At 65.4% G+C, this 23,408-nt stretch carries 28 protein-coding genes; 24 read left to right on the forward strand and 4 right to left on the reverse strand.

Translation table 11 applies throughout. The features are described from left to right. Positions 1-10: 10 nt before the first annotated feature. The 4 genes from ABD059_RS01930 to ABD059_RS01945 are packed head-to-tail and all read right to left on the reverse strand — an operon-like array spanning position 11 to position 3,175. Positions 11-397: a flagellar assembly protein FliW gene (locus ABD059_RS01930; protein WP_343877431.1), complete on the reverse strand. Its 387-nt coding sequence runs from the start codon at positions 395-397 to the stop codon at positions 11-13. Further along, positions 394-1,269 carry a flagellar hook-associated protein FlgL gene (gene flgL, locus ABD059_RS01935; protein ID WP_343877433.1) on the reverse strand — a complete coding sequence of 292 codons (876 nt, stop codon included), beginning with the start codon at positions 1,267-1,269 and terminating at the stop codon, positions 394-396. The genes ABD059_RS01930 and flgL overlap by 4 nt, the downstream gene beginning before the upstream one ends. 3 nt (positions 1,270-1,272) lie before the next feature. Next, positions 1,273-2,682, reverse strand: a complete 1,410-nt coding sequence (gene flgK, locus ABD059_RS01940; RefSeq protein ID WP_343877434.1) for a flagellar hook-associated protein FlgK — start codon at positions 2,680-2,682, stop codon at positions 1,273-1,275. 7 nt (positions 2,683-2,689) lie between these two features. Continuing rightward, on the reverse strand, positions 2,690-3,175 hold the full coding sequence (locus ABD059_RS01945) for a flagellar protein FlgN (protein WP_343877435.1): 486 nt from the start codon (positions 3,173-3,175) through the stop codon (positions 2,690-2,692). 181 nt (positions 3,176-3,356) lie between these two features. Here ABD059_RS01945 and ABD059_RS01950 point away from each other — a divergent pair, with 181 nt between their 5' ends. The 24 genes from ABD059_RS01950 to ABD059_RS02065 all read left to right on the forward strand — a co-directional run bounded on the left by ABD059_RS01950 (position 3,357) and on the right by ABD059_RS02065 (position 23,339). Continuing rightward, positions 3,357-4,175, forward strand: a complete 819-nt coding sequence (locus ABD059_RS01950) for a sigma-70 family RNA polymerase sigma factor (protein ID WP_377959528.1) — start codon at positions 3,357-3,359, stop codon at positions 4,173-4,175. Between the two features lie 125 nt (positions 4,176-4,300). Then, a complete protein-coding gene (locus tag ABD059_RS01955) occupies positions 4,301-5,449 on the forward strand; it encodes a flagellin N-terminal helical domain-containing protein (RefSeq protein ID WP_343877437.1) in 1,149 nt (382 codons plus the stop codon). Between the two features lie 170 nt (positions 5,450-5,619). Then, positions 5,620-7,005, forward strand: a complete 1,386-nt coding sequence (gene fliD, locus ABD059_RS01960; protein WP_343877438.1) for a flagellar filament capping protein FliD — start codon at positions 5,620-5,622, stop codon at positions 7,003-7,005. Next, positions 7,005-7,433 (forward strand): flagellar export chaperone FliS, encoded by a 429-nt coding sequence (gene fliS, locus ABD059_RS01965; RefSeq protein WP_343877439.1) that lies wholly within the window; start codon positions 7,005-7,007, stop codon positions 7,431-7,433. Before fliD ends, fliS begins: the two co-directional genes overlap by 1 nt. Then, a complete protein-coding gene (locus ABD059_RS01970; protein WP_343877441.1) occupies positions 7,426-7,752 on the forward strand; it encodes a hypothetical protein in 327 nt (108 codons plus the stop codon). The genes fliS and ABD059_RS01970 overlap by 8 nt, the downstream gene beginning before the upstream one ends. Positions 7,753-7,892: 140 nt before the next feature. Further along, positions 7,893-8,234, forward strand: a complete 342-nt coding sequence (locus tag ABD059_RS01975; protein WP_343877443.1) for a flagellar basal body rod protein FlgB — start codon at positions 7,893-7,895, stop codon at positions 8,232-8,234. After that, positions 8,234-8,626, forward strand: coding sequence for a flagellar basal body rod protein FlgC (locus ABD059_RS01980; protein ID WP_343877445.1), 393 nt, complete (start codon positions 8,234-8,236; stop codon positions 8,624-8,626). Before ABD059_RS01975 ends, ABD059_RS01980 begins: the two co-directional genes overlap by 1 nt. Further along, complete coding sequence (fliE, locus tag ABD059_RS01985) at positions 8,626-8,940, forward strand: flagellar hook-basal body complex protein FliE (RefSeq protein ID WP_343877447.1); 315 nt, start codon at positions 8,626-8,628, stop codon at positions 8,938-8,940. The genes ABD059_RS01980 and fliE overlap by 1 nt, the downstream gene beginning before the upstream one ends. Then, entirely contained in the window at positions 8,940-10,565 is a 1,626-nt protein-coding gene (fliF, locus tag ABD059_RS01990) for a flagellar basal-body MS-ring/collar protein FliF (RefSeq protein ID WP_343877448.1), read from the forward strand. Before fliE ends, fliF begins: the two co-directional genes overlap by 1 nt. Further along, positions 10,562-11,605 carry a flagellar motor switch protein FliG gene (fliG, locus tag ABD059_RS01995; protein WP_343877450.1) on the forward strand — a complete coding sequence of 348 codons (1,044 nt, stop codon included), beginning with the start codon at positions 10,562-10,564 and terminating at the stop codon, positions 11,603-11,605. The genes fliF and fliG overlap by 4 nt, the downstream gene beginning before the upstream one ends. Further along, positions 11,595-12,194, forward strand: a complete 600-nt coding sequence (locus ABD059_RS02000; protein ID WP_343877452.1) for a FliH/SctL family protein — start codon at positions 11,595-11,597, stop codon at positions 12,192-12,194. Before fliG ends, ABD059_RS02000 begins: the two co-directional genes overlap by 11 nt. Continuing rightward, a complete protein-coding gene (locus ABD059_RS02005) occupies positions 12,191-13,516 on the forward strand; it encodes a FliI/YscN family ATPase (RefSeq protein ID WP_343877454.1) in 1,326 nt (441 codons plus the stop codon). Before ABD059_RS02000 ends, ABD059_RS02005 begins: the two co-directional genes overlap by 4 nt. After that, the gene (locus tag ABD059_RS02010) at positions 13,513-13,944 is read left to right on the forward strand and encodes a flagellar FliJ family protein (RefSeq protein ID WP_343877455.1); all 432 of its coding nucleotides are present in this window, start codon (positions 13,513-13,515) and stop codon (positions 13,942-13,944) included. The genes ABD059_RS02005 and ABD059_RS02010 overlap by 4 nt, the downstream gene beginning before the upstream one ends. Beyond that, the gene (locus tag ABD059_RS02015) at positions 13,941-14,666 is read left to right on the forward strand and encodes a C40 family peptidase (protein ID WP_343877456.1); all 726 of its coding nucleotides are present in this window, start codon (positions 13,941-13,943) and stop codon (positions 14,664-14,666) included. The genes ABD059_RS02010 and ABD059_RS02015 overlap by 4 nt, the downstream gene beginning before the upstream one ends. After that, entirely contained in the window at positions 14,666-16,147 is a 1,482-nt protein-coding gene (locus tag ABD059_RS02020) for a flagellar hook-length control protein FliK (protein WP_343877457.1), read from the forward strand. Before ABD059_RS02015 ends, ABD059_RS02020 begins: the two co-directional genes overlap by 1 nt. Positions 16,148-16,197: 50 nt before the next feature. After that, positions 16,198-16,626, forward strand: a complete 429-nt coding sequence (locus tag ABD059_RS02025; RefSeq protein ID WP_343877458.1) for a flagellar hook assembly protein FlgD — start codon at positions 16,198-16,200, stop codon at positions 16,624-16,626. A gap of 27 nt (positions 16,627-16,653) precedes the next feature. Next, the gene (locus ABD059_RS02030; protein ID WP_343877460.1) at positions 16,654-17,823 is read left to right on the forward strand and encodes a flagellar hook protein FlgE; all 1,170 of its coding nucleotides are present in this window, start codon (positions 16,654-16,656) and stop codon (positions 17,821-17,823) included. 122 nt (positions 17,824-17,945) lie between these two features. Further along, complete coding sequence (locus tag ABD059_RS02035) at positions 17,946-18,209, forward strand: flagellar FlbD family protein (protein ID WP_343877461.1); 264 nt, start codon at positions 17,946-17,948, stop codon at positions 18,207-18,209. A gap of 3 nt (positions 18,210-18,212) precedes the next feature. Continuing rightward, a complete protein-coding gene (locus ABD059_RS02040) occupies positions 18,213-19,016 on the forward strand; it encodes a motility protein A (protein WP_343877462.1) in 804 nt (267 codons plus the stop codon). Then, entirely contained in the window at positions 19,013-19,804 is a 792-nt protein-coding gene (locus ABD059_RS02045) for an OmpA/MotB family protein (RefSeq protein ID WP_343877463.1), read from the forward strand. The genes ABD059_RS02040 and ABD059_RS02045 overlap by 4 nt, the downstream gene beginning before the upstream one ends. A gap of 111 nt (positions 19,805-19,915) precedes the next feature. Beyond that, entirely contained in the window at positions 19,916-20,803 is an 888-nt protein-coding gene (locus ABD059_RS02050) for a hypothetical protein (RefSeq protein ID WP_343877465.1), read from the forward strand. Positions 20,804-21,012: 209 nt separating this feature from the next. Continuing rightward, entirely contained in the window at positions 21,013-21,921 is a 909-nt protein-coding gene (locus tag ABD059_RS02055; protein WP_343877467.1) for a flagellar motor switch protein FliM, read from the forward strand. Further along, complete coding sequence (gene fliN, locus ABD059_RS02060) at positions 21,918-22,622, forward strand: flagellar motor switch protein FliN (RefSeq protein ID WP_343877468.1); 705 nt, start codon at positions 21,918-21,920, stop codon at positions 22,620-22,622. The genes ABD059_RS02055 and fliN overlap by 4 nt, the downstream gene beginning before the upstream one ends. Then, on the forward strand, positions 22,623-23,339 hold the full coding sequence (locus ABD059_RS02065; protein ID WP_343877470.1) for a FliO/MopB family protein: 717 nt from the start codon (positions 22,623-22,625) through the stop codon (positions 23,337-23,339). The last annotated feature ends 69 nt before the right edge of the window (positions 23,340-23,408 follow it).

A 23,408-nucleotide genomic window follows, 5' to 3' on the forward strand; every position in this document is an offset into this window, starting at 1 on the left:
CGACGTCGGACTACCGCTGGGCGTAGTCGGCCAGTTCAGCCCGGATGGGCCAGTCGCCCCGGTCGAGAATAAGCTGCGTGCACCGGCCGGTCGCCGGGTTCACCAGGATGGGCGCCATCAGGTTCACGGTGGTCCCACTCTCGCTCGGGTTAGCAACCACCAGGAACGTCAGCGAGTCATTGACCGGCAAGTCCAACGCCTCGGTGTTGGCCGAGGGAACGGCAGGCTGGTACGCCGGCATATACACGGCCGTATCGAGCACGAACAGCCGCAGTGACGCATTCTGGCTGGCCTGCAGTGCGTAGAGCCCGTCGGCTCCATCGATCTTGTCGAGGGAAAAGTCCACCAGCGGGTCCAGCCCAGGCGGGGGAGCGGTGAAGGTTAGAGTGGCACTCACCGCAGGAAATCCATCAGGGTGGGTTGCAGTACCCGTGCCGTGACGGCGAGCGCTGACTGGTAGGTGACCTCCTGCAACTTCATCTCCAGGATCACGGCCGCCAGGTCAACATCCTCCACCCGGGACCGTTGCGCTTCGAGCGACACTGACTTATCCATGGTGACCTCCTGTGAACTCAGGATCTGGGCGTGGCGGGTGCCAACTTCGGCATGGTTCGTGCGGATCGCGGACAACCGGGTATCAAGTGCTCCCAGGTGGCCCGACATGTCGGCCCCCAACTTCAGGTCGGCTTCAATCCTGTCGAGCAGCCTGAACACTGAGGTATCGCCGGTGCCGAACACCTTCGAACCATCCACGTCCACGCGCACCTCGACGTTGGCGTCCACCCGCCGCATCACCGCGCTACCGCCGGTGTACTCCAGATCGTCGCCGAACGCGTACCCGCGATCGGAGTTGCCGGCATAGATGGTGCGTCCTTGATGCGTGGTGTTCGCCTGGGTCAGCAGCTGTTCCCGCAGAGCTTTCACCTCGATGGCCAAGGCTTGGCGTCCAGCCTCGGACAGCGAGCCGTTGCCGCCCTGCACCGTGAGGTCGCGGACCTTGTTGAGCGTGGCGCTGGCGGCAGTCATTGAGGAGTCGACAGCGGTCAGCCAGCTGTTGCCGTCGGCAATGTTCCTGCTGTACTGGTCGACGGCGCGCAGCTCGGCCCGGACTCGCAGCGATTCCGCCGCTGCAGAGGGGTCGTCCGACGCGCGGGTGAAAGCCTTCTGCCCCGACGCCCTGTCCTGCAGCTCGGCCATCCGCGCGAGGTTGGCCTGCAGGTTGCGCTCCGCGCTCTGCATCATGGTCTGGTTGGTGACACGGGTAATCATTGGTTACCTTCCCACTACGCCGGTGCGGTTGATCAGGGTGTCGAGCATCTCGTCAATTGCCGTGATAACCCGTGCGGCACCCTGATATGCGTGCTGGTAGGCGAGGAGGCTCAGGTTCTCCTCGTCCATGTCCACTGACGCGTTCGAGAGTTGACGACCGATCGACGACGACGCCGCCAGATCGGCGAGTACCGCTGTTTGCAGTGCAGCTTTGGTTTCTACGCCGAGCTGCGTCACGAACCCTGCCCAGGCGGTGTCCGGGGAATCCGGTCCGATACCCAGCTGGGAGATGGCGTCGGCGACGGCGCCGTTGAGCCCGCCAGCACCGGGAGTGCCGGCGGCAATTCCCGAACCGTCGACCGGAACCACCGTGAGGTTGAGGGCGGCAGGGTCCCCGCCGACCCGGAAAAAGTTGAGTCCCGTGGTGTCATCGGTGGTGGCGCCCTGCGAATGGGCGGCGTTGACCTTGGCCGCAAGGTTGACAGCGAACTCGTTGTAGAAGACGGCTGCTTCCGCCAGTGCTCCGCCGCTGGCTGCAGGTGCCAGTGCAGAGAGCGCTCCGGCGATCTCGCCGCCGTCGAGCCCCGCCGGAGTGCCAGGGCGATGAGCGAACTCAACCCGCACTGCGTCAGTACTCGCGGTATCCAACCGGCCCGGTCCCGAGATTGCGAGAGGGCGGACCGAATCGCCGGAGACCAGCGAGTTGCCGCCAATCAGCACGTCGACTGTGCCATCTTCACGTTGTCGCATGCTCGCACCCGAAAGGGCCGAGATGGTCGAGACCAGGGCGTTGCGCTGGTCGATGAGTTCGTTGGCGGACCCGCCGGCGGCGAGAACTTTTCTCACCTGGGCATTCAGGTCAGCAACCTGGGTGGCCGCCGTATTAACCTCGGCGACCATGGTGGTCGTCTCCTGCCGTAGCTGGGACCACTGTCCTTCGGCGGTCTTGTAGCCCTGCGCCAGCTGCGAAGCCAGGCCCTTTGCCGCCTGGAGCAGGACCGCCGCGGGGGCGCCGCCACCGGCGTCGTTGGACAGGCCTTGCCACGCGGCCCAGAACCCCTGGAGCTGGGCTGAAATACCATTCTTACCTGGTTCGTTGAGGGAACCTTCGAGGGCCGAGAGCGTTGCGGCGTGGACCGCTGAATACCCCGATCCAGCCAGGGAGACCCGGACCTGTGCGTCAAGGTGGGCATCGCCGAGCCGCGCTACCCCGTTCACCACTACGCCCTGGCCGGCGCGGACCCCGGTGGAGAACAGCCCGGTGGCTGGTGCGCCTACCGAGCCGGAGGAAACGCGCTGGCGGGTGTAGCCCTCGGTGTTCGAGTTGGAAATGTTCTGGCCGACGACGTCGAGCCCGTGGCGGGCCGCAACCAGGCCACTAAAGGCAGTGTTCAGTCCGCTGAAGGTACTCATGGGTGTCTCACAGATCCTTGTCGAAGAGGTGAGCGTTGTCGGATGGTGTATCCGAGGTTCCGCGTGAGTCGTAAAGCCCGGCATCGGGGTTAAGGCGGGACAGCGTTTCCTGGGTGGAGCGGGCTGCGGCGCGCAGGAACTGCTGGTTGGCGTCGCGCAGGGTCCTGATCTCGACTGTTAGCTCAGTCATCGCCGCAAGGTGGGAACTGAGGATATCGCCCCAGGGTCCATCGGGGGCCTGGGCAGCGAGCTCACGCAGGGTGGCATCGGCGGCCGTTCCCCAGTCGCCAGACAGTGAGGCGACCTCAACGGTGCGGGCCAATCCGGCCGATCGCAGTCGCTCCAAAACCGACTCAACTTCGCGGGTGGCGTGCTGTAGCCAGCGGGTCTTCCCGGTTGTCAGAAGTAACTGTTCTTCCTCCAACTTGAAGACCAACATCTCAAGTAATTCGCGTTCTTGCCAAAGCAGCGCGGATAGTTCGTGCGCTCCCACACTGCCGCCTTTCCGTCCGAAACACTCGTTCGTCGTAGTTGCTAGTAACTATCGGCATTGCCAAACGCAATGTAAGTGGTATCTTTCATCTTGTAACCGCCCGCGCATGAGGTAACAGGTTTCATTGCCTCACGTCAAAATGCGCCGGCGACTCTCGCACATAAGAGTTGGGGAACTCGGCATGAATCGGTTTGACCGTAACAAAATCGTTGTGGATAATTTACCACTTGTAGGCTATCTGGTTTCTGAGTTGTGCGCTAAGGCAACCCATTTATCCCGAGACGATCTAGCGTCGGTTGGTGCAATTGCCCTGATCACCTCTGCAGAGTCGTTTGATCCTTCGCTGGGGGTGCCCTTCGGCGCATATGCGCGCCGTCGTATTACTGGTGCCTTCGCTGATGAGCTGCGCTCGATGGACTGGGCTCCGCGCTCGGCGCGCCGCCGAATCCGCGAGACGCTGGCGGTCCAGGAAACACTGACAGCATCTTTTGCACGCAGCCCGACGGTTGACGAGATCGCAGCGGTCATGGGAGTGGAACGGGCAGTTGCCGACGCCGCGCTGAGTGATGCATCGCGCACTGTCTCGGCTCTTGACGACACAATGGTCGACCTTCTCGTGTCTGACGGGTCATCGCCGGAAGCCACCCTGTTGGCATCCGAGCGTCTGGTCTACCTCCGTGCGGCGGTGGCTGCCCTTCCTGAGCGGATGCGCTGGGTCATTGAGCAGATCTACTTCGAAGATCGTTCAGTTAAGGAAATTGCGGAAGAGTTGGGGTCCACTCATTCGGCTGTCTCCCAGCAGCGTTCCGAGGCGGTGCGGCTGTTGCAGGACGGGCTGGGCACCCACTACGCGGATGAGACCGCAGTCCGGCACGTACCCCGGTCACGGATCTCACCTAACCGGCGGACCGCCTATCTTGCGGCCCTTGCCAACCAGACGACTGGCGGAATTACCCGCTCTCCGCATCTGACAGCCGTAGTCGATTCCGCCGCCTCCTGAAGCCGCAGGAATTCTTCAACAATTCTTGTACCTTTTCACTAACGCACTGATGTCACCTTCCGATAGCTAAGGTTGCCAGCCCATGGATGGGCCGGCGCTTTTACCCACTCACGGAGGAATACATCATGGGTTTTCAGATCAACACCAACGTCTCGGCAATGAATGCCTACCGCAACCTGTCGATGACGCAGAATGACATGTCCAAGTCGCTGGAGAAGCTGTCCAGCGGCCTGCGCATCAACCGGGCAGCGGACGACGCCGCCGGGTTGGCTCTCGCTGAAGGCCTGAAGTCGCAGGTGGGTGGCCTGACCGTTGCATCACGTAACGCTCAGGACGGCATCGGCGTGGTCCAGACCGCTGAAGGTGCGCTGACCGAGGTCCACTCGATCCTGCAGCGTATGCGTGACCTGGCAGTTCAGGCCGGCAACGACTCGAACAACGAAGAGTCTCGTAAGGCAATCACCACCGAGGTCACGGGTTTGACCGCCGAGCTCGGCCGCATTGCAGAAAACACCAACTTCAACGGCAATAAGCTGCTGGGTGGCAACCCAACCAGCGGGCCGATGAGCTTCCAGGTTGGTGCCGAAGGCAATGCAAATAGCCGGATTGTTGTCGACCTGAGCGGCGCCGACGTGTCAGGCGTAGCTGACAGCCTGACTCTCGGGTCCTCTGGATCGACGTTTGAGGTCGCAACCCCCACCCTGGTGACCGGTACGCAAACCTTTGGACTCACCGACTCTGAGGGCGTCCCCCAGCCGGATGTCACCGTCAACCTCGCTGGTGCCGCAGGTGATTACAAGACGGTGCAGGATATTGCTGATGCACTCAACGCTGAGACTGGTTTCAGCGACAAGATGAGGGCATCGGTCAACAAAGACAACGAACTGGTTGTTTCGGCACTCAATGGAGGAGCAGTTACCAACGGCACCGCGCCTAGCGCCAACATTGCAGCAGGTGTGGCGGGGGCTGCGGGACTGGACTTCACCTCAGCAGATGGAGCTCAGGCGGCAATCACAAGGATCGACGCACAGATCAAGAGCATCTCCTCAGCTCGCTCCGAACTCGGTGCCGTGCAGAACCGTTTCGAATCCACGATCAAGAACGTCAACGTCTCGATCGAAAACCTCTCTGCGGCCGAGTCCCGCATCCGCGACACCGACATGGCGAAGGAAATGGCCGACTACACGCGGTCCAGCATCCTGTCCCAGGCCGGTACTGCGATGCTGGCCCAGGCTAACCAGATGAACCAGGGTGTCCTGCAGCTCCTCGGCTAGTCCGTAACGCTAAAGGCTAAAGGTGCCGGGCGGTGAGAGGGAACGACTTGGACCTCACACCCTCCCACCGCCCTGCATTCCTTTGCCTGTGCCAGATCCCGAACAAACAGACTCAGCACTATCAGCAACAAAAACTACCAACCACAGAAGATCCAAGGGAGGACTAGACCATGGCACTCGGCATTGACGGCCTCGCCAGCGGCCTGGACACCACCACCCTGATCAACCAGCTGATGCAGCTGGAGGCCCGTCCCCAGGTCCTCCTGAAGAACAAGGTCACCGATTCACAGACCTTCGTCTCGGCACTGCAGCAGTTGAACACCCGGGTGGCCTCTCTCGGATCCGCAGCGGAGAAAGCCGCGTTACCCGCAGCGTTCAACGCCTTCAAAGCGACCAGCAGCTCCACCAATCTCACCGCCACTGCGGGCAGTGCAGCCAGTGCGGGATCCATGGACATCACCGTGGACCGCCTCGCGCAGAACCAGGTCTCAGTCACCGCGGCGATGACAGCCTGGCCGGATTCCCCACCGGTCATCACTGTCACCGCAGCAGACGGCACCGCAACCGAGATCACCGCCGCCACCAGCTCGCTGGATGACATGGTGTCGGCGATCAACGCCTCCGACTCGGGAATCACCGCGGTCAAGGTCGCCTCCGGTGTAAACGCAGCCAACGAACCCCAGTACCGGCTGCAGCTTTCCTCCGAAACAGCCGGCGCGGCTGGCGGATTCACGGTTCACCGCGGGACCGCAGCGGCCACTGCTGCCGAAACCGCGACCAACCTCCTGACCGAGTCAGGAGCAGCGCAGATCAAAGCAGCTCAGGACGCGAAGGTCACCCTGTGGGCGGGGACAGACGCAGCGCAGGCCGTAACGTCGTCGTCGAACACGTTCACCAACCTGCTGCCGGGCGTGGATGTCACTGCAGCCAAGGTCTCCACCGACCCGGTCACCATTACCGTCGCCCGCGACCAGGCAGCTACCACCAAAACTGCCAAGGATCTGGTGGATTCACTCGCCGGAGTCCTCGGCTACATCGCCACCAATTCCTCGGTCACCACCTCCGAGTCCACTGGCAGCTCGGTGGCCCGCGCTGGCCTGTTCACCGGCGACAGCGGGGTCCGGGGCATCTCCGACCGGGTCCTCTCCGCTGCCACCGCACCGGTGAATGGTCGGTCCCCGTCGGAGATCGGCATCACCCTGACCCGCACCGGCACCGTCGAGTTCGACGCCGAGAAGTTCGGCAAAGCGCTCGCCGAAGACCCCGCGGCGGTGCAGGACATCCTGACCCAGATCGCGTCACGGGTTGCCGGCGTCGCCACCGAAACCTCCGACAAGTTCGACGGCGCCATCACCTTGCGGATCCAGGGCCAGGAATCCGAGGTCAAGGAACTCAATACGCAGGTCGCGGAATGGGACCGTCGTCTGGAAACCCGCCGCTCAACCCTTGAACGCACCTACACCAACCTTGAGGTGCAGCTGTCCCAGCTGCAGTCCCAGGGTGACTGGCTGACCGCGCAGCTCGCAAACCTGCCACGGATGGAGAGATCGAAATAGTGACTACCCTAACCAGCGCATCGGCGAAACGTGCAGCCTATAACCGGGATGCTGTGCTGTCGGCGTCGCCATCCCGCCTGCTGACCATGCTGTACGACCGGCTGATGCTGGACCTGGCCCGAGCCGAAACCGCCCAGGTGACCGGCGACTGGTCGGTGGCGGCCGAAAACCTGATCCATGCCCAGGCGATCATCACCGAGCTGAACCTGTCGCTCGACACCGACAAGTGGGACGGAGCGAACGGCCTCAAATCGTTGTACTCCTATGTGATGACCACCCTGATCGACGCGAACATCGGCCGCAACGTAGACCGGACCCGCGAATGCATCACCCTGCTGGAACCCGTCCGGCAAGCCTGGCACGAAGCGGCAGCGCAGATCCCGGTACCCACCGCAGCAGCCGGAACGGGAACCCTCGGTTTTGCCTGACCGCTCCCGGCAGGAATGGCTCGCCGTCCTGGACGCGCTGGAACTGACCATCACCGAGACCGCCGTCGATGGGGCGGTAGCCCTGGCACCCGAGGGCGACGGCGCCCCTGCAGGTGCGCGGTGGGTCCCCCCGGCGGGTCTCGGGCCGATCCCCCCGGAGCTAGTAGACCGGGCGCAGCGGATTCGGGAAGCCCAGCGCAGGACTGTCGCTACGCTGCAGGCCGCTGTGAAGGACAACCGCCAGCATCACGCCCTGATCGGAGCGGTCAACGGTTCCACAGCACGCTCCGGTGCCGTCTACCTGGACGTCGCGGGATAATCCGCCCGCGAAACTTAATCCAGTGAAGTCCTAACCAACCGGATTAGCCCTGCCGATAGTGGGCAGTGAGCATGGATCGCTCACTCAACAGGCCATGGACCGGCCGCATTCGCCTCATCATCACGAAGAGGGTTTCTGCCGTGTTCGATTCCGTGACCTCGGTTGCACTGAATAGCGCCTTGGATGGGCTGTCCCTGCGACAGCGGGTAACCGCCAACAACATCGCCAACGTCAACACCCCGGGCTACCATGCCCAGCGGGTGAGCTTCGAGGCAGCACTGGAGCGGTCAGTGGCGAACGGCGACGGTCAGGTCACCAGCTCCACTGAACGTTCCCTTGAGCCCACCCGGTTGAACGGCAGCAACGTCAACCTGGACACCGAAACGCTCTCCAACATCGACACGGTGCTCCGCTACCAGTTCGCCGCCCGGGCCGTTGAAGGCCAGTTCACCAGCGTGCGCACCGCCATGAGGAGCAACTGATGACCTTCGACGCCATCGGCATCGCCGGCACCGGACTGACCGTGCACCGCAAATGGCTCGACACTGTTGCCGACAACATGGCCAACGCCAACACCGTGACCGCCACCGACGGCGCCGCCTTCCAGGAACGCTACGTCACCGCCCAGGAGGGCAGGGGAGTCAGCGGCGTCTACGTGGCGGGCGCCCAGTTTGGCGACGCCGAAGGCCGGGTAGTCAACGAACCAGGTCACCCCCTCGCCGACGCCGACGGCAACGTCCGCTACCCGGACATCGATATGTCAGCCCAGATGGGGCACCTCATCATGGCTCAACGCGGCTACCAAGCCAACGCCGCCGTCGTCGACCGCGCTAAAGCCACCTACGAAGCTGCCCTGCAGATCGGACGCTCCTAATGCCCATCCCCGCGCTTCCCTCAGTGGGGTCGGTCCAACAGGTCACCGGCACCGGCTATCTCCAGCAAACGCAGGCCGCCGCACCCGGTCAGGGTGCGGGCTTCGCCACGGCGCTGACCGGAGCCGTGGAAAACCTTCAGTCACTCCAGAGCACCTCCAGCGCCCTCGCAGTCCAGGCCGTCACGGGCGACCTCAGCGACATCCACAACTCCACCCTGGCCTCCACCCGAGCCCAGGTGACACTGGAACTCGTGGCCGCCGTCCGTAACAAGGGCGTCGACGCCTTCAACGAGATTATGAGGATGCAGGCCTGATGCCACAGCCATTCAACTCAGTCCTCACCCGCTTGGGTGACGCGGTGAAAGCCTTCACCATCGCCCAGCGCACCATTGCGATCATCGGGGTGGCGGTCCTTGCCCTCGGCATCGCAGCGTTGGTCACCTGGTCCATGAAGCCCAGCTACACGCCGCTCTTCTCCGGCTTGAACGGGGAGGACGCGTCGATCATTGTCGAGCAGCTCCGCACCGACAACGTCCCCTACGAACTCTCGGCAGGCGGCGGCACCATCCTCGTCCCCGAGGAGAGTGTCTACGACCAGCGGCTGAAGGCGGCGGCGGCCGGATTGCCGTCGTCGTCGACCGCTGGCTATTCCCTCCTGGACGACATGGGGGTCACCTCCTCGGAATTCCAGGAGACGGTCACCTACAAGCGGGCGCTTGAGGGCGAGCTGGCAGCCACCGTGTCGGCGCTGACCGGCGTGAAAAACGCCTCCGTCCGCCTCGCCATCCCCGAAGAGTCAGTCTTCGTGTCGGAGGCGGGCACACCCACCGCGTCAGTGTTCATCGAGACGGACAGCGGAGTTTCGCTGTCCTCCGAGCAGGTCCAGGCGGTTGCCCACCTGACCTCGTCGTCGATTGACGGCATGACCCCCGAGAACGTGGCGGTCATCGACGCCGACGGGAACGTCCTCTCGGCGGTCGGCCTCGGCGCCACGGGTACCGTCAACCAGCAGTCCTCCGACTACGAGGAGACGGTCCGCGCATCAGTCCAGACGATGCTCGATCGTGTGGTGGGGCCGGGCAATGCGTCAGTGGTTGTCGCCGCTGACATGAACACCGAGTTCGCGGAGCGGGTGGAAGAATCCTTCACCACGCCCGACGGCGGACCGGCGCTGAACGAATCCACCACCACCGAAGAGTACGAGGGTGCAGGCGGTGCCGCCGCCGGAGTGCTCGGCCCCGACAACATTGCCGGCCCGGACGACGCCGGGGGAGACGGAAACTTCAACTCGGAGACCACCACCCGCAACAACGCGGTCAACAAGATCACCGAATCAACCACTATTCCCGCCGGTGCCATCAACCGGCAGACCGTCTCGGTGGCACTCGACGAGGATGCGGCCGGTGCGCTGGACCTCGCCGGGCTGACCGGCCTGGTCACCACCGCCGCGGGGATCAACGAGGAACGGGGTGACCTGGTCACCGTGGAGGTGCTGCCGTTCAACAACGCCGGGGCAGCCGAGGCAGCCGAGGCGCTTGCCGCCGCCGAAGCCGCGGAGGCCGCCGAGCAGCGCGCGCAACTCCTGCTGCAGGTCGGAATCATCGCCGCCGCAGTGCTGCTGGCCATCATCATTGCCCTGGTCATCTACGCCCGCAAATCCCGCCGTCAACGGCGTGAACCCGTGGACCTGGGTGAGTTCCAGGAAGTGATCCCCGCCATCGGGGCACCCGCAGCGCCGGCGCTGGTCGACCTTGGCGTCACCCGCATGATGGAGCCAGCCCCCGAAACCACCTCAATCGATATCAGCGCCATCGCCGGAATGCGGCATGACGACGCCATGTCTCGGAAGCGCGCGGACATAGAAGCCCTGGCCAGCAGGGATCCAGCGAAGACCGCCGAACACCTGCGCAGCCTCATGGATGACCGGCAACCCGTATGAGTGAGCTCGTCTCCACCGCCGCCCCGGTCAGCAGCGAAGCCATGACCGGAACGCAGAAGGCCGCCATGGTGCTGATGCAGCTGGACCCGGACAACGCAGCCATCGTGCTGCGCCAGTTTTCGGACAGCGAAGCTGAGGAAATCGTCGCCGAAATTGTCCGGTTGCGCCGGGTGGACTCATCGGTCGCCGACGATGCCCTGTCCGAATTTCACGAGCTCAGCACCAGCGGACGACGTCGGCCACGTGGCGGCAAGGACGTCGCCGCCGGGCTGCTGGAAGCTTCCTTCGGGGCTGACCGGGCCGCCGGGGTGATGGATCGGGTCGCATCCTCTATGGCGGGCAAGGCTTTCGAATTCCTCGATGCGGTGGATCCGCGGCAGATCCAGACCCTGCTCGACGGCGAATTGCCGCAGACCGCGGCGCTGGTCCTGGCCCATCTCCGCCCGGAGCACGCCTCCGCCGTCGTCTCTGCACTGGATGACCCGCTCCGCACCGACGTCGCGCAGTGCATCGCCACCATGGGGACCGCGACCCCTGAAGCTGTGGGGGTGGTGGCCGAAACCCTGAAGGTCCGTGCCGGGGCCGTCGGCACACCGCACCAGACCGCCGCGGCCATCGGCGGGATCCAGCCTCTCGTGGACATCATCAACCGCTCCGATGTGTCGACCGAGCGTGCGCTGTTGGCCGGACTCGAGGACAGGGACCCGGAACTCGCCGAAGAGGTCCGCGCCCGGATGCTGACCTTCGCCGACATCGTCAACCTTGAGCGCAGGGACGTGCAGCAAGTGCTGCGCGGCATCGACTCGGCGGTCCTCGCCTGTGCCATGAAGGGCGCCACCGAGCAGGTCAACGAGATGATCCGCAGCAACGTCTCGGAACGCAACCGCGAGATGCTCGACGACGAGATCCGCGCCGCCGGTCCCGTCCGGGTGTCCCAGGTCGAGGAGGCGCGCGCCCTGGTGGTTCGGGCCATCCGTGACCTCGAAGCTCAGGGCACCATCACCGTGCAGCGCGGCGACGAGGATGAGTATGTCTACTGACGTCCCCGTTTTCGCCCATGCGTTTCCCAGCCTGGCCGTCCACGAAAAGGGCAGCGCTGACCGTAGCCACGCTCAGGGTCACGCTGCTGGCTACGCCGCCGGGATGCGCGCGGCGACCGAGGAGCTCAAACGGACCGCCGCGGTGCAGCACGCCGAGCACCTCGCCTCCCAGCAGCGCGACCTGGTCCGCGTCGACCAGGCCGTTAGCGGTCTTGAGGCGGCAGCCCGTGCGTTCGCCGCCAGGGTGGCCACCGTGGAGGCTGCCTCCCAGGAGCTGGTCCACGCGGCAGCTCTGGAGCTCGCCGAAGCGGTGATCGGCGCCCACCTGCGGTCCGCCGATCCAGCACGGCTGGCGCTGGCCCGCGCCCTACAGGATGTCGATCCCGACGACGTCCGAAGGGTCCGGCTGTCCCCAACCGATATTGCCACCCTCACCGACGAAGCCCGCTCAGCGGTCGGCGTCACCATTGTGTCCGACCCGGCACTGGCCAGCGGTGACGCGATGGTCGATTTGACCGACGGGTATCTTGACGCCCGGATCGGTTCAGCCTTGGCCCGCGCGAAGCAGGCACTGGAGGGTTCAGCATGAGCACCGACGTCGGACTCCGGCCCGACCGGCTGGCCGCAGCGCTCTCCGCCGCCGCACCCGTCAGACTGGGCATGGTGTCCTCGGTGGTGGGGCTCGGGGTCGAAGTCGCCGGCCTCGACTGCGGGATCGGCGACCTGGTCACGATTGGTGAGAACCCGGGAGTGGACGCCGAGGTGGTGGCCGCGTCGCGCACCGGGGTGCACTGCATGCCGCTCGGCCGCCTGATCGGGGTTAACGCCGGGACACCCGTCAGCTCGGCGCGGAAACCGCTGCTGGTGCCGACCGGCGTCGGGCTGCTGGGCCGGGTACTCGACGGCCTGGGCCGGCCCATCGACGGCCTGGGTCCGCTGCAATCACCACGGATGGTCCCGCTGGATCACCCGACGCCATCGTCCATGAACCGGGCACGGATCACCGAGCCGCTGCAGCTGGGGGTCAGGGTGATCGACAGCCTGACCACCGTGGGCAAAGGCCAACGGCTAGGGCTTTTCGCCGGTAGCGGTGTGGGCAAGTCCTCGCTGCTGTCCATGATCGCCCGGGGAACCGATGCCGCCGTGTCGGTGATCGCGCTGGTCGGCGAACGCGGGCGAGAGGTCAGGGAGTTCCTGGAGGACGACCTCGGGCCCGAGGGTTTGGCCCGCTCGATTGTGGTGGTCTCCACCTCCGATGAGCCAGCGCTGATGCGGCTGCGGGCGGCTTTCGTCGCTACCCGGATTGCCGAGGCGTTCAGGGATGAGGGCGCCGATGTGACACTGATGATGGACTCCCTCACCCGCGTCGCAATGGCGCAGCGGGAGATTGGCCTGTCAGCCGGTGAACCGCCCGCTACCCGTGGGTACCCGCCGTCGACCTTCTCCCTCCTGGCACAACTGCTGGAACGGGCGGGTACGGGCGAACGAGGGTCAGTAACCGGCATCTACACTGTCCTGGTGGATGGCGACGACCACAACGAACCCATCGCGGATTCAGCGCGTTCCTTCCTGGACGGGCACGTTGTCCTGGACCGGAAGCTGGCCGTGGCCGGCCATTTCCCCTCGGTGGACGCGCTGGCCTCCATCTCCCGGGTTGCGTCACGGGTCAACACCGCCGAACACAACAGGTCGGCTGCCTTCCTCCGCAAAGTGCTGTCCGAACGCAGATCGGTGCAGGACCTCCTGGATGTGGGAGCGTACCAGCGTGGCTCCAACCCACTGGTCGATGCCGCAATTGACCACGAAGCCGCCATCAACTCCTTCCTTCAGCAGCCGATGACTCAGCAGACGCCCATCGACCAAACCTGGGCCCACCTGGACCGGCTGATCAGACTGCTGGGCGCGCCATGACATCCCGAGCCTTCCCGTTGGCCGGCCTGTTGCGGCTGCGCAGGATCAACCAGGACCGGGCAGCCGGTGAACTCGCCGCGGCGGCCGCCGCCCTCCGGGAACGGGCCGCCGATCGGGGGACCGCCATGGCGTCACTGGACCGGTCACTCAGCAGGGTTGATTCGGCCCAGGCCCTGTCGGCGGTCGCAGCTGCGCGGGCCTCGTCGCGGAGCATGCTCCGCGAACTGGAGGCTCTCGAAACCCGGAGCAGGGCAGACCTGGACCGAGCTCAGAACGATTTCAGCGCCGCTCGTGCCCAGACCATCAGCCTGGAAAAACTCGAGGAACGCCATACCGCCGCCGTCCACGCGGAAGACCTGAAAGCCGAGCAGCTGGTGCTCGATGAAATTGCCACCAACGCGCGGCACCTGAGGGGAAAACAGACATGACACTGGTAGATACCGTGGGGCGGATCCAACAGATCCAATCGACCCTGACCCGGCTTTCAACGCCCGTGACGGCTCCCGCTACTGCCACGCCGGCGACGACGTCGACCGCGTCCGCATCGACCGGGTCCGACGGGCCGAGCCGCGCGTTCGCCGACGCCCTGGCCGCTGCCGCAGCGGGAGCGGCGCCGTCGTCGGCCGCTCCGGCTGTCGCCCAGACCGCAGCTGCCGCAGCCCCGGCCCGGCCGATGGCCACCGGTGAGGCAACCAGCGCCGACGTCGTCGCCGCCGCCAACAAGTACGTCGGTGTGCCCTATGTCTGGGGAGGCACCGACCCGGCCGTGGGCATGGACTGCTCGGGCTTCACCCAACGGGTGTATCGGGACCTCGGCATCGAGTTGCCGCGTGTGACCTGGGATCAGATGAAAATGGGGACCGAAGTGGCATCCCTGGCGCAGGCCCAGCCGGGGGACCTGCTCTTCAGCCTGGACGGCGGGCACGTGTCCATTTATCTGGGGAACAACAAAGTGATCGACGCCCCGCAGCCGGGCAAGACCATCACCGTCCGTGACGCCTGGGAGAATGATGGCAACATCGACGCGATCCGACGGATCGTCCCCACCGATGCGACCGGGACGCCTGAGTCCGTGCCTCCTGCCGACGGAGCCGCGCTCGCCGACCTGGTGGCAGCGGCGCAGGCAGCCTTCATCTCGGGACGGCCGTAATGAGTGGCGCCATCACCACCGTCACCGGGCCAGCGCGCCAGGGCATGACGTCCGGTGCCAAGACCGCGTCCGACGGCGGTGCCTCCTTCGCTCCCGCACTGAAACTGGCGCGGGACCTGTTGGATGGCCCACCGACGCGGCCTGGGGGAGGGACCCGATCCACGCCCGGCCCCTCAACTCCGGTGGCCCCCGCCGCGCTGGGATCGGTGGGGGAGTTGACCCAGATTCCGGCGCTGAGCCTGACGCTGAACACGGTGGTCGCCGCCAACACGGCCCCGGTGGAGGCTTCGACGCCCGCTGACTCAGGTGTTCCCCTGCCCTCCGGCGCACCCGTTACGGAGGGCGCTTCCGACGTTTCCACCGCTCCGGCCGTCGATGACACTGCGGACCAGACCGGCCCAGTAGCAGCGCAGGGTATTCCGGCGGCGGCTGTTGGTGTTCCGCTTCCGGCCGAACGGATGCAGAACTCGGCTGCGTATCTGCCAACGGGAACCACTCTAGCAGAGGCGGCCACCTCAACCGGCGGTGTAACTACCAGCAGTGCGCCGGCCAGCAGCGTGCCCGCTGGCAGCGTGCCGACCAGCAGTGCGCCGACCACCAGCAGTGCGCCGACCAGCAGTGCGCCGACCAGCAGCGTGCCCGCTGGGATTGTGCCAGCGGGAGCTGAACCTCACGGGTCCGCGCCGACTGCCGTCGTCGCACCGTCATCTGGGCCGACTGCCGTCGTCGCACCGTCATCTGGCCTGCCCCAGGGCGCACAGTCTGCTGCAATCCCGACGGTGCTGTCGCCAGTTGCGTCACCTCCCGCCGCCCCCTCCTCCCCGGTGCCGGGGAGCCCCGGCGTCGTCTTGCCCGGCACAGCGCTCCCGCAGCAGACCGGGGTCCCGGGCATCCCCCTATCAACTGCAAGCCGTGCGGGAGTAGAGCGGGAGTCGCCGTCGGGCGCCCAGACCGTGAACGGCGTCGCCGCGCAGGCCGTGGCAGTCCCGCAGCCGGCAGCATCCCAGGCTGCGGCCCCCGCTGCGCCGGCGCCAGCGGCGCCACCCGCTCCATTGGCCGCCCAACTGTACAAGCCGGTGTTCAGCCTGGCCTCCGCAGCGCCGGGGGAACACCTCATCACGGTTCGGGTGGCACCCGATGAGTTCGGCCCGGTCACCGTGCGAGCCACGGTCAGCGCCGACGGGATGCGGGTGGAACTGTTCGCTCCCACCGACGCGGCGAGAGAAGCGTTGCGCGGAATCCTGCCGGAACTGCGCCGCGATCTCGCCACCCCCGGGCTGCACGCCAGCGTCGACGTCTCCACCAAAGACCCCTCCGACAGCGGAGGTCCAGCCGGCAGTGACCAGGACGACGAGACCCGACGGGATCGCTCCCGGGACCTGCCAGCTCCGCACGGGGACTCGCGGACTGGGATCCCACCCGAGGAACCAGCCACCCGCGGGCCGGGGTGGCATCACTCAACCTTGGACCTGCTCGCCTAGATACCTGCTCGCACTCAGACCCTCTCGCCTAGAACAAAGGACAACATCCCGTGCCAATTGAAGCGGTCGAAGCCGCAGCACCCACCTTCCAGGGCGAGCAGGTCCAGCGCAGCCCCCAACAAGCCATGGACAGCGAGGTCTTCATGTCGTTGCTGGTCAGCCAGCTCCGCAACCAGGACCCCAGCTCGCCGATGGACACCAACCAGATGATCTCGCAGACCACCCAGCTGGCCATGATGGAGAAAATCACCGAGATGACGGGCACCATCGAGGAGAACTTCTTCCTTGAGATGCGCACATCTGCCTCAACTCTGCTGGGGAAAGAGATCAGTTACACCGACGAGGCCGGCGACACCATCGTTGGCTCAGCTACCGCCGTCTCCTTCGCCGGCCCCGTCCCCACCGTCACCGTGGGGGATGCCACCATTCCGCTCGACCAGATTTCCGGTGTAGTCATGCCGGCAACCGAAACCCTCTGACACCTCCTCCTTCCGAAAGGCCCTCCCGTGCTGCGTTCGCTTTACTCCGGAATTTCCGGTCTCCGCTCCCACCAGACCATGCTCGACGTCACCGGCAACAACATCGCCAACGTCAACACCACCGGGTTCAAGGCGTCGTCCGCCCAGTTCCAGGACACCCTGTCACAGCTCACCCAGGGCGCGGGAGGCCCCCAGCAGGCGGTTGGCGGAACCAACCCCGCCCAGATCGGGCTGGGTGTCCAGGTGGCCGGGATTTCCACCAACTTCGCGCAGGGATCGGCGCAAGCCACCGGGAGGGCCACCGACATGATGGTGGCCGGTGAAGGATTCTTCGTGACCCAGTCCGGAGGGGAAACCACCTACACCCGGGCCGGGTCCTTCGACTTCGACGCCGCTGGCCGGCTCGTCTCACCCGACGGCGCGATCGTTCAGGGCTGGGGTGCGGTCAACGGTGAAGTGGCCGGTGGCGCGATCGGTGACATCACCGTGCCTCGCGAGGCCGTGTCCGCCCCAGCACAGACCACCACGGCAGGCGCCGTCGGGAACCTGCCCTCGGACGTCGCGAACGGCACCGAGATCGTCCAGGACGTCGAGGTGTTCAACGCCACCGGTGAGGCGCGCACCCTGACGCTGACCTTCACCAAGACCGGCGCCGGCTGGAACGTTGCCGGTGTGGACGGCGCCCAGACCGGGAACGGCGCATTAACGTTTGACGCCAACGGGAACGTCGCCACCGGCGGCACGCTGAACGTCGGGGGTATCGCCGTTGACCTGACCGAGGTCACCGGGGTTGCCAAACTCTCGACCATCTCCCTGGCCGAACAGAACGGCCGATCAGCTGGCACCCTCGAATCGTTCACTCTCTCCCCGGACGGCACCCTGATCGGCGCGTTCAGCAACGGTGGCCGCGAGCCCCTCGGGCGGATTGCCTTGGCCAACTTCGTCAACCCGGGCGGGCTGGAGAAGACCGGCGGGTCGTCCTACCGGGCCACCGTGAACTCCGGCGACCCTGCCGTGGGCGCACCGGGCGCCGACGGGCTGGGATCAGTGGCGGGCGGAATGCTGGAAATGTCCAACGTTGACCTGTCCCAGGAATTCACCAACCTGATTGTGGCGCAGCGTGGCTTCCAGGCGAACGCCCGGATCATCACCACCTCGGATGAGGTGCTCCAGGAACTGTCCAACCTGAAGCGGTAGCGCCTCCGCCCCGCTGAACTGAATAACGCCATCGACGGCCCCGAACCCTTACGAAAGGGCCGGGGCCGTCGATATGTACTACAAACGGCCGGTGACGGCCCCAAACCTTGAGGAACCGGCTGATGATCGTCGTCACGCACCTGAATGGGTCGCAGTTCGCGATCAACCCCGATCTGATCGAGAAGATCCACGCCAACCCGGACACCACGCTGTCCATGGTGGATGGATCCTTCGTGATCGTGCGCGAGTCACTCGACGATGTGATCGAGATCATCCGTGGGTACCGCGCCTCTGTCCTCCGCATGGCCCGGGATCTGCCGGATCCCCAGCAGCCGGTTGCCAAGCTCTCCGCCGTCCCTTCTCACTCAGACTCAGCAGGAAAGTAATCCATGGATCCGGCGACAATCATCGGCATTCTGCTCGCGTTTGGTTCCCTCTACGCGATGATCTTCCTGGAGGGCGCTCATGTCCAGTCGGTCCTGCTGCCGGCCCCCATGATCCTTGTGTTCGGCGCTACCATTGCCATCGGTCTGGCCTCGTTCACCATGAAGGACACCATCTCGTCGTTCAAAGCCGTCGGGCCCGCCATTAAAGGCAGCAAGATCAACCTTGAGGAGACGGTTCAGGAGCTGGTTGGTTTCGCCGAGACGGCCCGGTCCGAAGGACTGCTCTCGCTGGAGCAAAACGCCCACGAGGCCAAGGATCCGTTCCTGAAGAAGGCACTGCAGAACATCGCAGATGGCACCGGAGGAGATGACCTCCGGACCATGATGGAAGACGAGATTGCTACCAAGAACAAGGCAGGCCGGGGCAACTCGAAGTTCTTCGCCGCCCTGGGCGGATACGCCCCGACAGTCGGCATTGTGGGCACAGTGGTGTCCCTGACCCATGTCCTGGAGAACCTCAACAAGCCGGACGAGCTCGGCCACATGATCGCGGCCGCCTTCGTCGCAACCCTCTGGGGCCTGCTGTCTTCGAACTTCATCTGGCTGCCGATCAGCAGTCGCATCGGTCGGCTGAACGAACTGGAGGTCGACCGGATGAACCTTCAGCTCGAAGGAATCATGGCTATTCAGGAAGGTGCTCAGCCAATGCTGCTCACTGAACGCCTTACCGCCATGGTTCCCCAGGGCAAGCCGGCCAAGGGCAGTAAAGAGAAGGCCGAGAAAAAAGCCGAGAATAAGGCAGCATGAGCAGGCCCCGCAGGAAGCCCGAGCCGCCTGAAGAGTTCCATGTGGACGAACGCTGGGCCGTCTCCTACGCCGACATGGTGACAGTCCTGATGTGCCTGTTCATCGTGCTCTTCGCCATGTCGACCGTGGACCAGGCAAAGTTCGAGCAGCTGCGCAATTCACTGGCCACCGGTTTCGGGCAGGTGGAGGTTGGGGCCATCGACACTGCCGAGGGGGTAGTAGTCCCCGCAGAGCTGGTCGACCAGGACCTGGAGGGTTTCACCGACCTCGAACTGGCCGCCCAGGAGGTCGACGACCTGCGCGAGATCCAGCGCAGGATCGATGAGGGGCTGAGGGAAAACGAACTGCAGGAGTCGGTGCGGTTCGAACTGGATGAGCGGGGTCTGACCATCCGGTTGATCAGCTCCGAGACGTTCTTCCTGCCGGACCGGGCCGAACTCACCGAGCGGACCGGCCAGGTCCTCGACTCGATCGGGCCAGTGCTGGCCAGCATCGACCGCGGCGTCTCCGTGGAGGGCCACACCGCCAAACTGCCTGAAACCTTCCTTGCCCCGCGCGACTGGGAGCTGTCCACCGAGCGGTCAGTGAACGTCCTGCGGCACCTCGTGGAAAAGGGTGGAGTCCCCGGCCCGAGCATCGCAGCCGTGGGCTACGGCGAAACCCGCCCCCTCGCCCCGGGTGTCACCGAGGAGGAACTGAAGCTGAACCGGCGGGTCGATATCGTGGTGCTCTCGGATGAGTCCGAGGCCGTCCGGGAGCTGATCCCCGAAGTGGCAGCCGGCACCTGAGCCGCCTACCGCGGCTCCACCCGAGGGCCGTTTCTGCGCTGGGGCACAGACAGACGCTGGGGCGCAGACTGACGCTCGGGCACAGACTGACGCTGGAGCTACGCTGACACAATGGAACCGCTCACCACACCCGGTCATGGGGCATGGCTGGAAGAACTGATCGACCCCGCCTGGCGCGATATGCACGGGGTGGTGCCCCGAGGATTCCCGGCCTATGCGCGGATCTTCCACCCGGTCACCCGGGACCGACCCACCGACACGAAGTCGTGGCACCTCTCGCCAGCGGACTCGTTCGTCGATTTCGACTCCGAGGAGGTGCGGTGGGCGGAGCTGGCCCGCGCCTTCGGGACGGTGATGCACCCACTAGCCCAGTTCCACCGGTTGGTTGGCCGCAGCATCGAGGCGCATGGTCAGGAATTTCTCGATTCTGACGGGTGGCGGTACACCGAACCGGAGGAGGGGAACCTCGACATTGGGGTCCTGGCCGCAACCGCCGTGCACCTGTGTCGGCACACGACCACGCCCGGGTCCGGGATTGCAGCCATCTGGGAGGGGTGGGGCGGGCTGACCAGCTCCGATGGTTACACGCCTCTCACCATTGAGTTGTTTGGTGGTGAGCCCGACGACGTCGTCGCAAGCGTTCAGGACCCAACGACTGCGCTGCTCCCCGCCGATGTGGTGAACGGCCCGATGCTTGACCTGCCACACCGCTCCTACTTCCTTTTCGCTGTCCCACCGGTGACCTTCACCGATCCGGCCTGGGCCAACGTTGCGCCCTGGCATCATGCGCCGTGGTCTCCACACTCGCCGAGCATCATCTGGCCAGAGGACCGGGCCTGGGTGATGGTGTCCGAGATCGACTTCGACTCAACCGTCATTGCCGGCAGTCACTCACTCATCAACGACCTGGTCGCGGATCCCGGGATCGAGGCGCTGCGGCTTCGCGAGGGTTCGGACCTGAGCTGGGACGCCGACGTCGAGAATCGACCCACGCCCTAGGGCCACCGGCGGGCCCTCCGCGACCCCGCAACCAGAAACGGCCCCGCGGGACAGGTCCGCCGCGTGCAACCGGCGGATCTTGCCGCAGGGGCCGCTTCTGCGCGGATCCGGTCAAACCCACCAGACCGGGCCCGCCCCTCGGCGGAAGGTTTCCGAGTCGTGACCTGAAGTTGCTAACGGGGTGCAATCGGGTGCCGATAGTTGCTGCTGTGACGGTCCAGGAACACCTCGATATTGGCGTGCCCGCAACAGCGGGACGTCAGGTGGATGTCTATGACTTCCGCCGGCCCACCACGCTGGCCCGTGAGCATTCCCGGGTCCTCGAGCTGGCGTTCGAAACGTTCGCTCGGCAATGGGCCACCCAGCTGACCGCCAAAGTTCGGGTGATCTGCCAGGTCACATCGGAGCATGTGCTGATGCAGTCCTATAACGAGTACGCCGCGTCGCTGCCGCACACCACAGCCATGGTGCTCTGCTCCATTGAGGGCATCGTCGCGAAGGCCGTCATCCAGTTCCCGACGTCGGCGGCCCTGTACTGGATCGACCACATGCTGGGGGGACACGGCACCTCGGCCGCTCAGGATCGCAAGTTCACCCAGATTGAACAGGCGCTGGTTCACCGGCTCATGGACGACGGGCTGGAGGGGCTGCACTACTCGCTGGGATCCTTGCTGACCCGGCACATGACCGTCGATGCCATTCACTACAACTCCCAGTTCGCGCAAGCCGCCCCCACCGCAGACCTGATGATTGTGGTCGGTTTCGAGATCCGGGTGGGTGAAAGCAGCTGCCATGCCACTGTGGCAATTCCCGCCGATCTCCTGATCCCGCAGCTCGGTGAAGCGAACCCGGCCTCCGATGGTGACAACGCCAGTGAACTGATCCAGGCCCAACTCGCCAACGTGCCAGTTGACGTCGCCCTGCAACTCGCGCCCGTCACCGTCAAACCCGGCCAGATCCTTGATCTCGCCGTCGGGGACGTCCTGCCCTTGCCCCACCCGCAGCACCGGCCGCTGAACGTCATGGTCAACGGCAACTGGCTGGCCCACGCAGCGGCGGGGGTCAGCGGCTCACGGCTGGCCTGCGTGGTTGTGAACACCGAGGAGAAATCAACATGATCACCACCAATTCATCCCAGGCCGCTGCCGACGCGCTCGTCGCTCTCCTGCCAACCTCGGTACCGGTGCGGGCCATCAGGAGCAACGCCCAGCTGATGCCGGCGGGTCTCGCAACAACGGCGCTCTCCGGCTCCTTTGTGGGGTCAACCTCGGCCGACGTCGCCCTCATCCTCGCCGACGGTAGCGTTCCCGCGGAAGCCGCTGGCACCGATTCGCCTCTGGTTTCCACGGCTGACATTCTCCGCCCCGCCCTCGAAGCAGCAACAGGAGTGCTCGGCGCAGGCGTCCTCGGGGATATCCGCTCTGGAGATGCCACAGCGCTGTTCACCGACCCCGAAGCTACGGTGTTTGAGCTCACCGGCAACGCTCGACCGCAGGGCTGGTTCGCCATCCGTGTCCGGTCCGGCGCCGCGAAGTCGGCCGGCGGACAGTTCGCTGGCAGTTCAGCCGCCGGGAAACTGGGTCGCATCAACAACGTGGAGATGTCGATGACCGTGGAGATTGGCCGTACCCGGATGTCAGTGCGGGACGTCCTTGACCTCGAACCGGGTGGGGTCATCGAACTGGACCGCTCGGCCGGTGCACCTGCCGACGTCCTTCTCAACGGCCGACTCATCGCCCACGGTGAGGTGGTCGTCGTCGATCAGGACTACGCCGTCCGCATCACCCGCATCCTTGACGTCGCTGAGGGATCCTTCTAAGTGGACGCCGTAGTCCTCGGGCTGAGGGTCCTGCTGTCCCTCGCCGTCGTGCTTGGGCTGCTCTGGTATCTGCACCGCAAGATTTCACGGTTCAACCGAACCGGTAACAAAGCCGACCCCGTCACCATCGTGACGCGGCAGGGCATCAGCCCCAAAGCGTCAGTGGTCATGATCGAGGCCGACGGCAAGCGCTTTCTCCTTGGCGTGACCGACCAGTCGGTCAACGTGCTTCACACCAGTGCGGCGCCCGGGCTTGCCGCGGTGCCTGCTCTCTCCGACGACGACGACGCGCACCGGGCAGGCTCCGACCGGGCCAACGCCCGGCCCGACGTCGGCGGCGCCACCTTCGCACGAGTGCTGAGCCTTGCTACGGGTGAGGCGCACTCCGCTGAGGGGCGCACCGACGGGGGAGACCCCGGTGAGAGACGCCGCCCCGCACGACGCCGCGCGGGCACTGACTCGATGACCGCCCCGACCAACATCAACCAGGCGGCGCTCACCCGGGCTGGCCTTCGGGACGATCCCGCCCGGAACGACCCCGCTCCGGATCACCACAAGCGGTCCGGCCGGCGAGCTGCGCGCCCAGCGACGGCCCAGGCAGGCGCCCGCCCCGCAAACCTCAACCCATCGAAACCGTCACCGCTGGCGGGGTCCATCCTGTCGCCCGAGACCTGGAGGCAGACAGTGTCGGCCCTTCGCCAGGGACGGGCCGGGTGAACCGTTCCGTCCTCTCCGGACGGTCATCGCACCACGCGTCACCTGCAGCGGAGGACCCACGTTTCAGTG

This window comes from Arthrobacter flavus, from assembly GCF_039526005.1.
Lineage (GTDB): Bacteria > Actinomycetota > Actinomycetes > Actinomycetales > Micrococcaceae > Arthrobacter_D > Arthrobacter_D flavus.

What these genes read in the sequence shown, in the direction of transcription:
- fliE (WP_343877447.1), top strand. Translation starts at nt 8,626, where the DNA reads ATGCCCATCCCCGCGCTTCCCTCAGTGGGGTCGGTCCAACAGGTCACC.
- fliD (WP_343877438.1), top strand. Translation starts at nt 5,620, where the DNA reads ATGGCACTCGGCATTGACGGCCTCGCCAGCGGCCTGGACACCACCACC.
- ABD059_RS01955 (WP_343877437.1), top strand. Translation starts at nt 4,301, where the DNA reads ATGGGTTTTCAGATCAACACCAACGTCTCGGCAATGAATGCCTACCGC.
- flgK (WP_343877434.1), bottom strand. Translation starts at nt 2,682, where the DNA reads ATGAGTACCTTCAGCGGACTGAACACTGCCTTTAGTGGCCTGGTTGCG.
- fliF (WP_343877448.1), top strand. Translation starts at nt 8,940, where the DNA reads ATGCCACAGCCATTCAACTCAGTCCTCACCCGCTTGGGTGACGCGGTG.
- ABD059_RS02050 (WP_343877465.1), top strand. Translation starts at nt 19,916, where the DNA reads ATGGAACCGCTCACCACACCCGGTCATGGGGCATGGCTGGAAGAACTG.
- fliN (WP_343877468.1), top strand. Translation starts at nt 21,918, where the DNA reads ATGATCACCACCAATTCATCCCAGGCCGCTGCCGACGCGCTCGTCGCT.
- fliG (WP_343877450.1), top strand. Translation starts at nt 10,562, where the DNA reads ATGAGTGAGCTCGTCTCCACCGCCGCCCCGGTCAGCAGCGAAGCCATG.
- ABD059_RS02005 (WP_343877454.1), top strand. Translation starts at nt 12,191, where the DNA reads ATGAGCACCGACGTCGGACTCCGGCCCGACCGGCTGGCCGCAGCGCTC.
- ABD059_RS02015 (WP_343877456.1), top strand. Translation starts at nt 13,941, where the DNA reads ATGACACTGGTAGATACCGTGGGGCGGATCCAACAGATCCAATCGACC.
- ABD059_RS02020 (WP_343877457.1), top strand. Translation starts at nt 14,666, where the DNA reads ATGAGTGGCGCCATCACCACCGTCACCGGGCCAGCGCGCCAGGGCATG.
- ABD059_RS02045 (WP_343877463.1), top strand. Translation starts at nt 19,013, where the DNA reads ATGAGCAGGCCCCGCAGGAAGCCCGAGCCGCCTGAAGAGTTCCATGTG.
- ABD059_RS02000 (WP_343877452.1), top strand. Translation starts at nt 11,595, where the DNA reads ATGTCTACTGACGTCCCCGTTTTCGCCCATGCGTTTCCCAGCCTGGCC.
- ABD059_RS02035 (WP_343877461.1), top strand. Translation starts at nt 17,946, where the DNA reads ATGATCGTCGTCACGCACCTGAATGGGTCGCAGTTCGCGATCAACCCC.
- ABD059_RS02040 (WP_343877462.1), top strand. Translation starts at nt 18,213, where the DNA reads ATGGATCCGGCGACAATCATCGGCATTCTGCTCGCGTTTGGTTCCCTC.
- ABD059_RS01950 (WP_377959528.1), top strand. Translation starts at nt 3,357, where the DNA reads ATGAATCGGTTTGACCGTAACAAAATCGTTGTGGATAATTTACCACTT.
- flgL (WP_343877433.1), bottom strand. Translation starts at nt 1,269, where the DNA reads ATGATTACCCGTGTCACCAACCAGACCATGATGCAGAGCGCGGAGCGC.
- ABD059_RS01980 (WP_343877445.1), top strand. Translation starts at nt 8,234, where the DNA reads ATGACCTTCGACGCCATCGGCATCGCCGGCACCGGACTGACCGTGCAC.
- ABD059_RS02010 (WP_343877455.1), top strand. Translation starts at nt 13,513, where the DNA reads ATGACATCCCGAGCCTTCCCGTTGGCCGGCCTGTTGCGGCTGCGCAGG.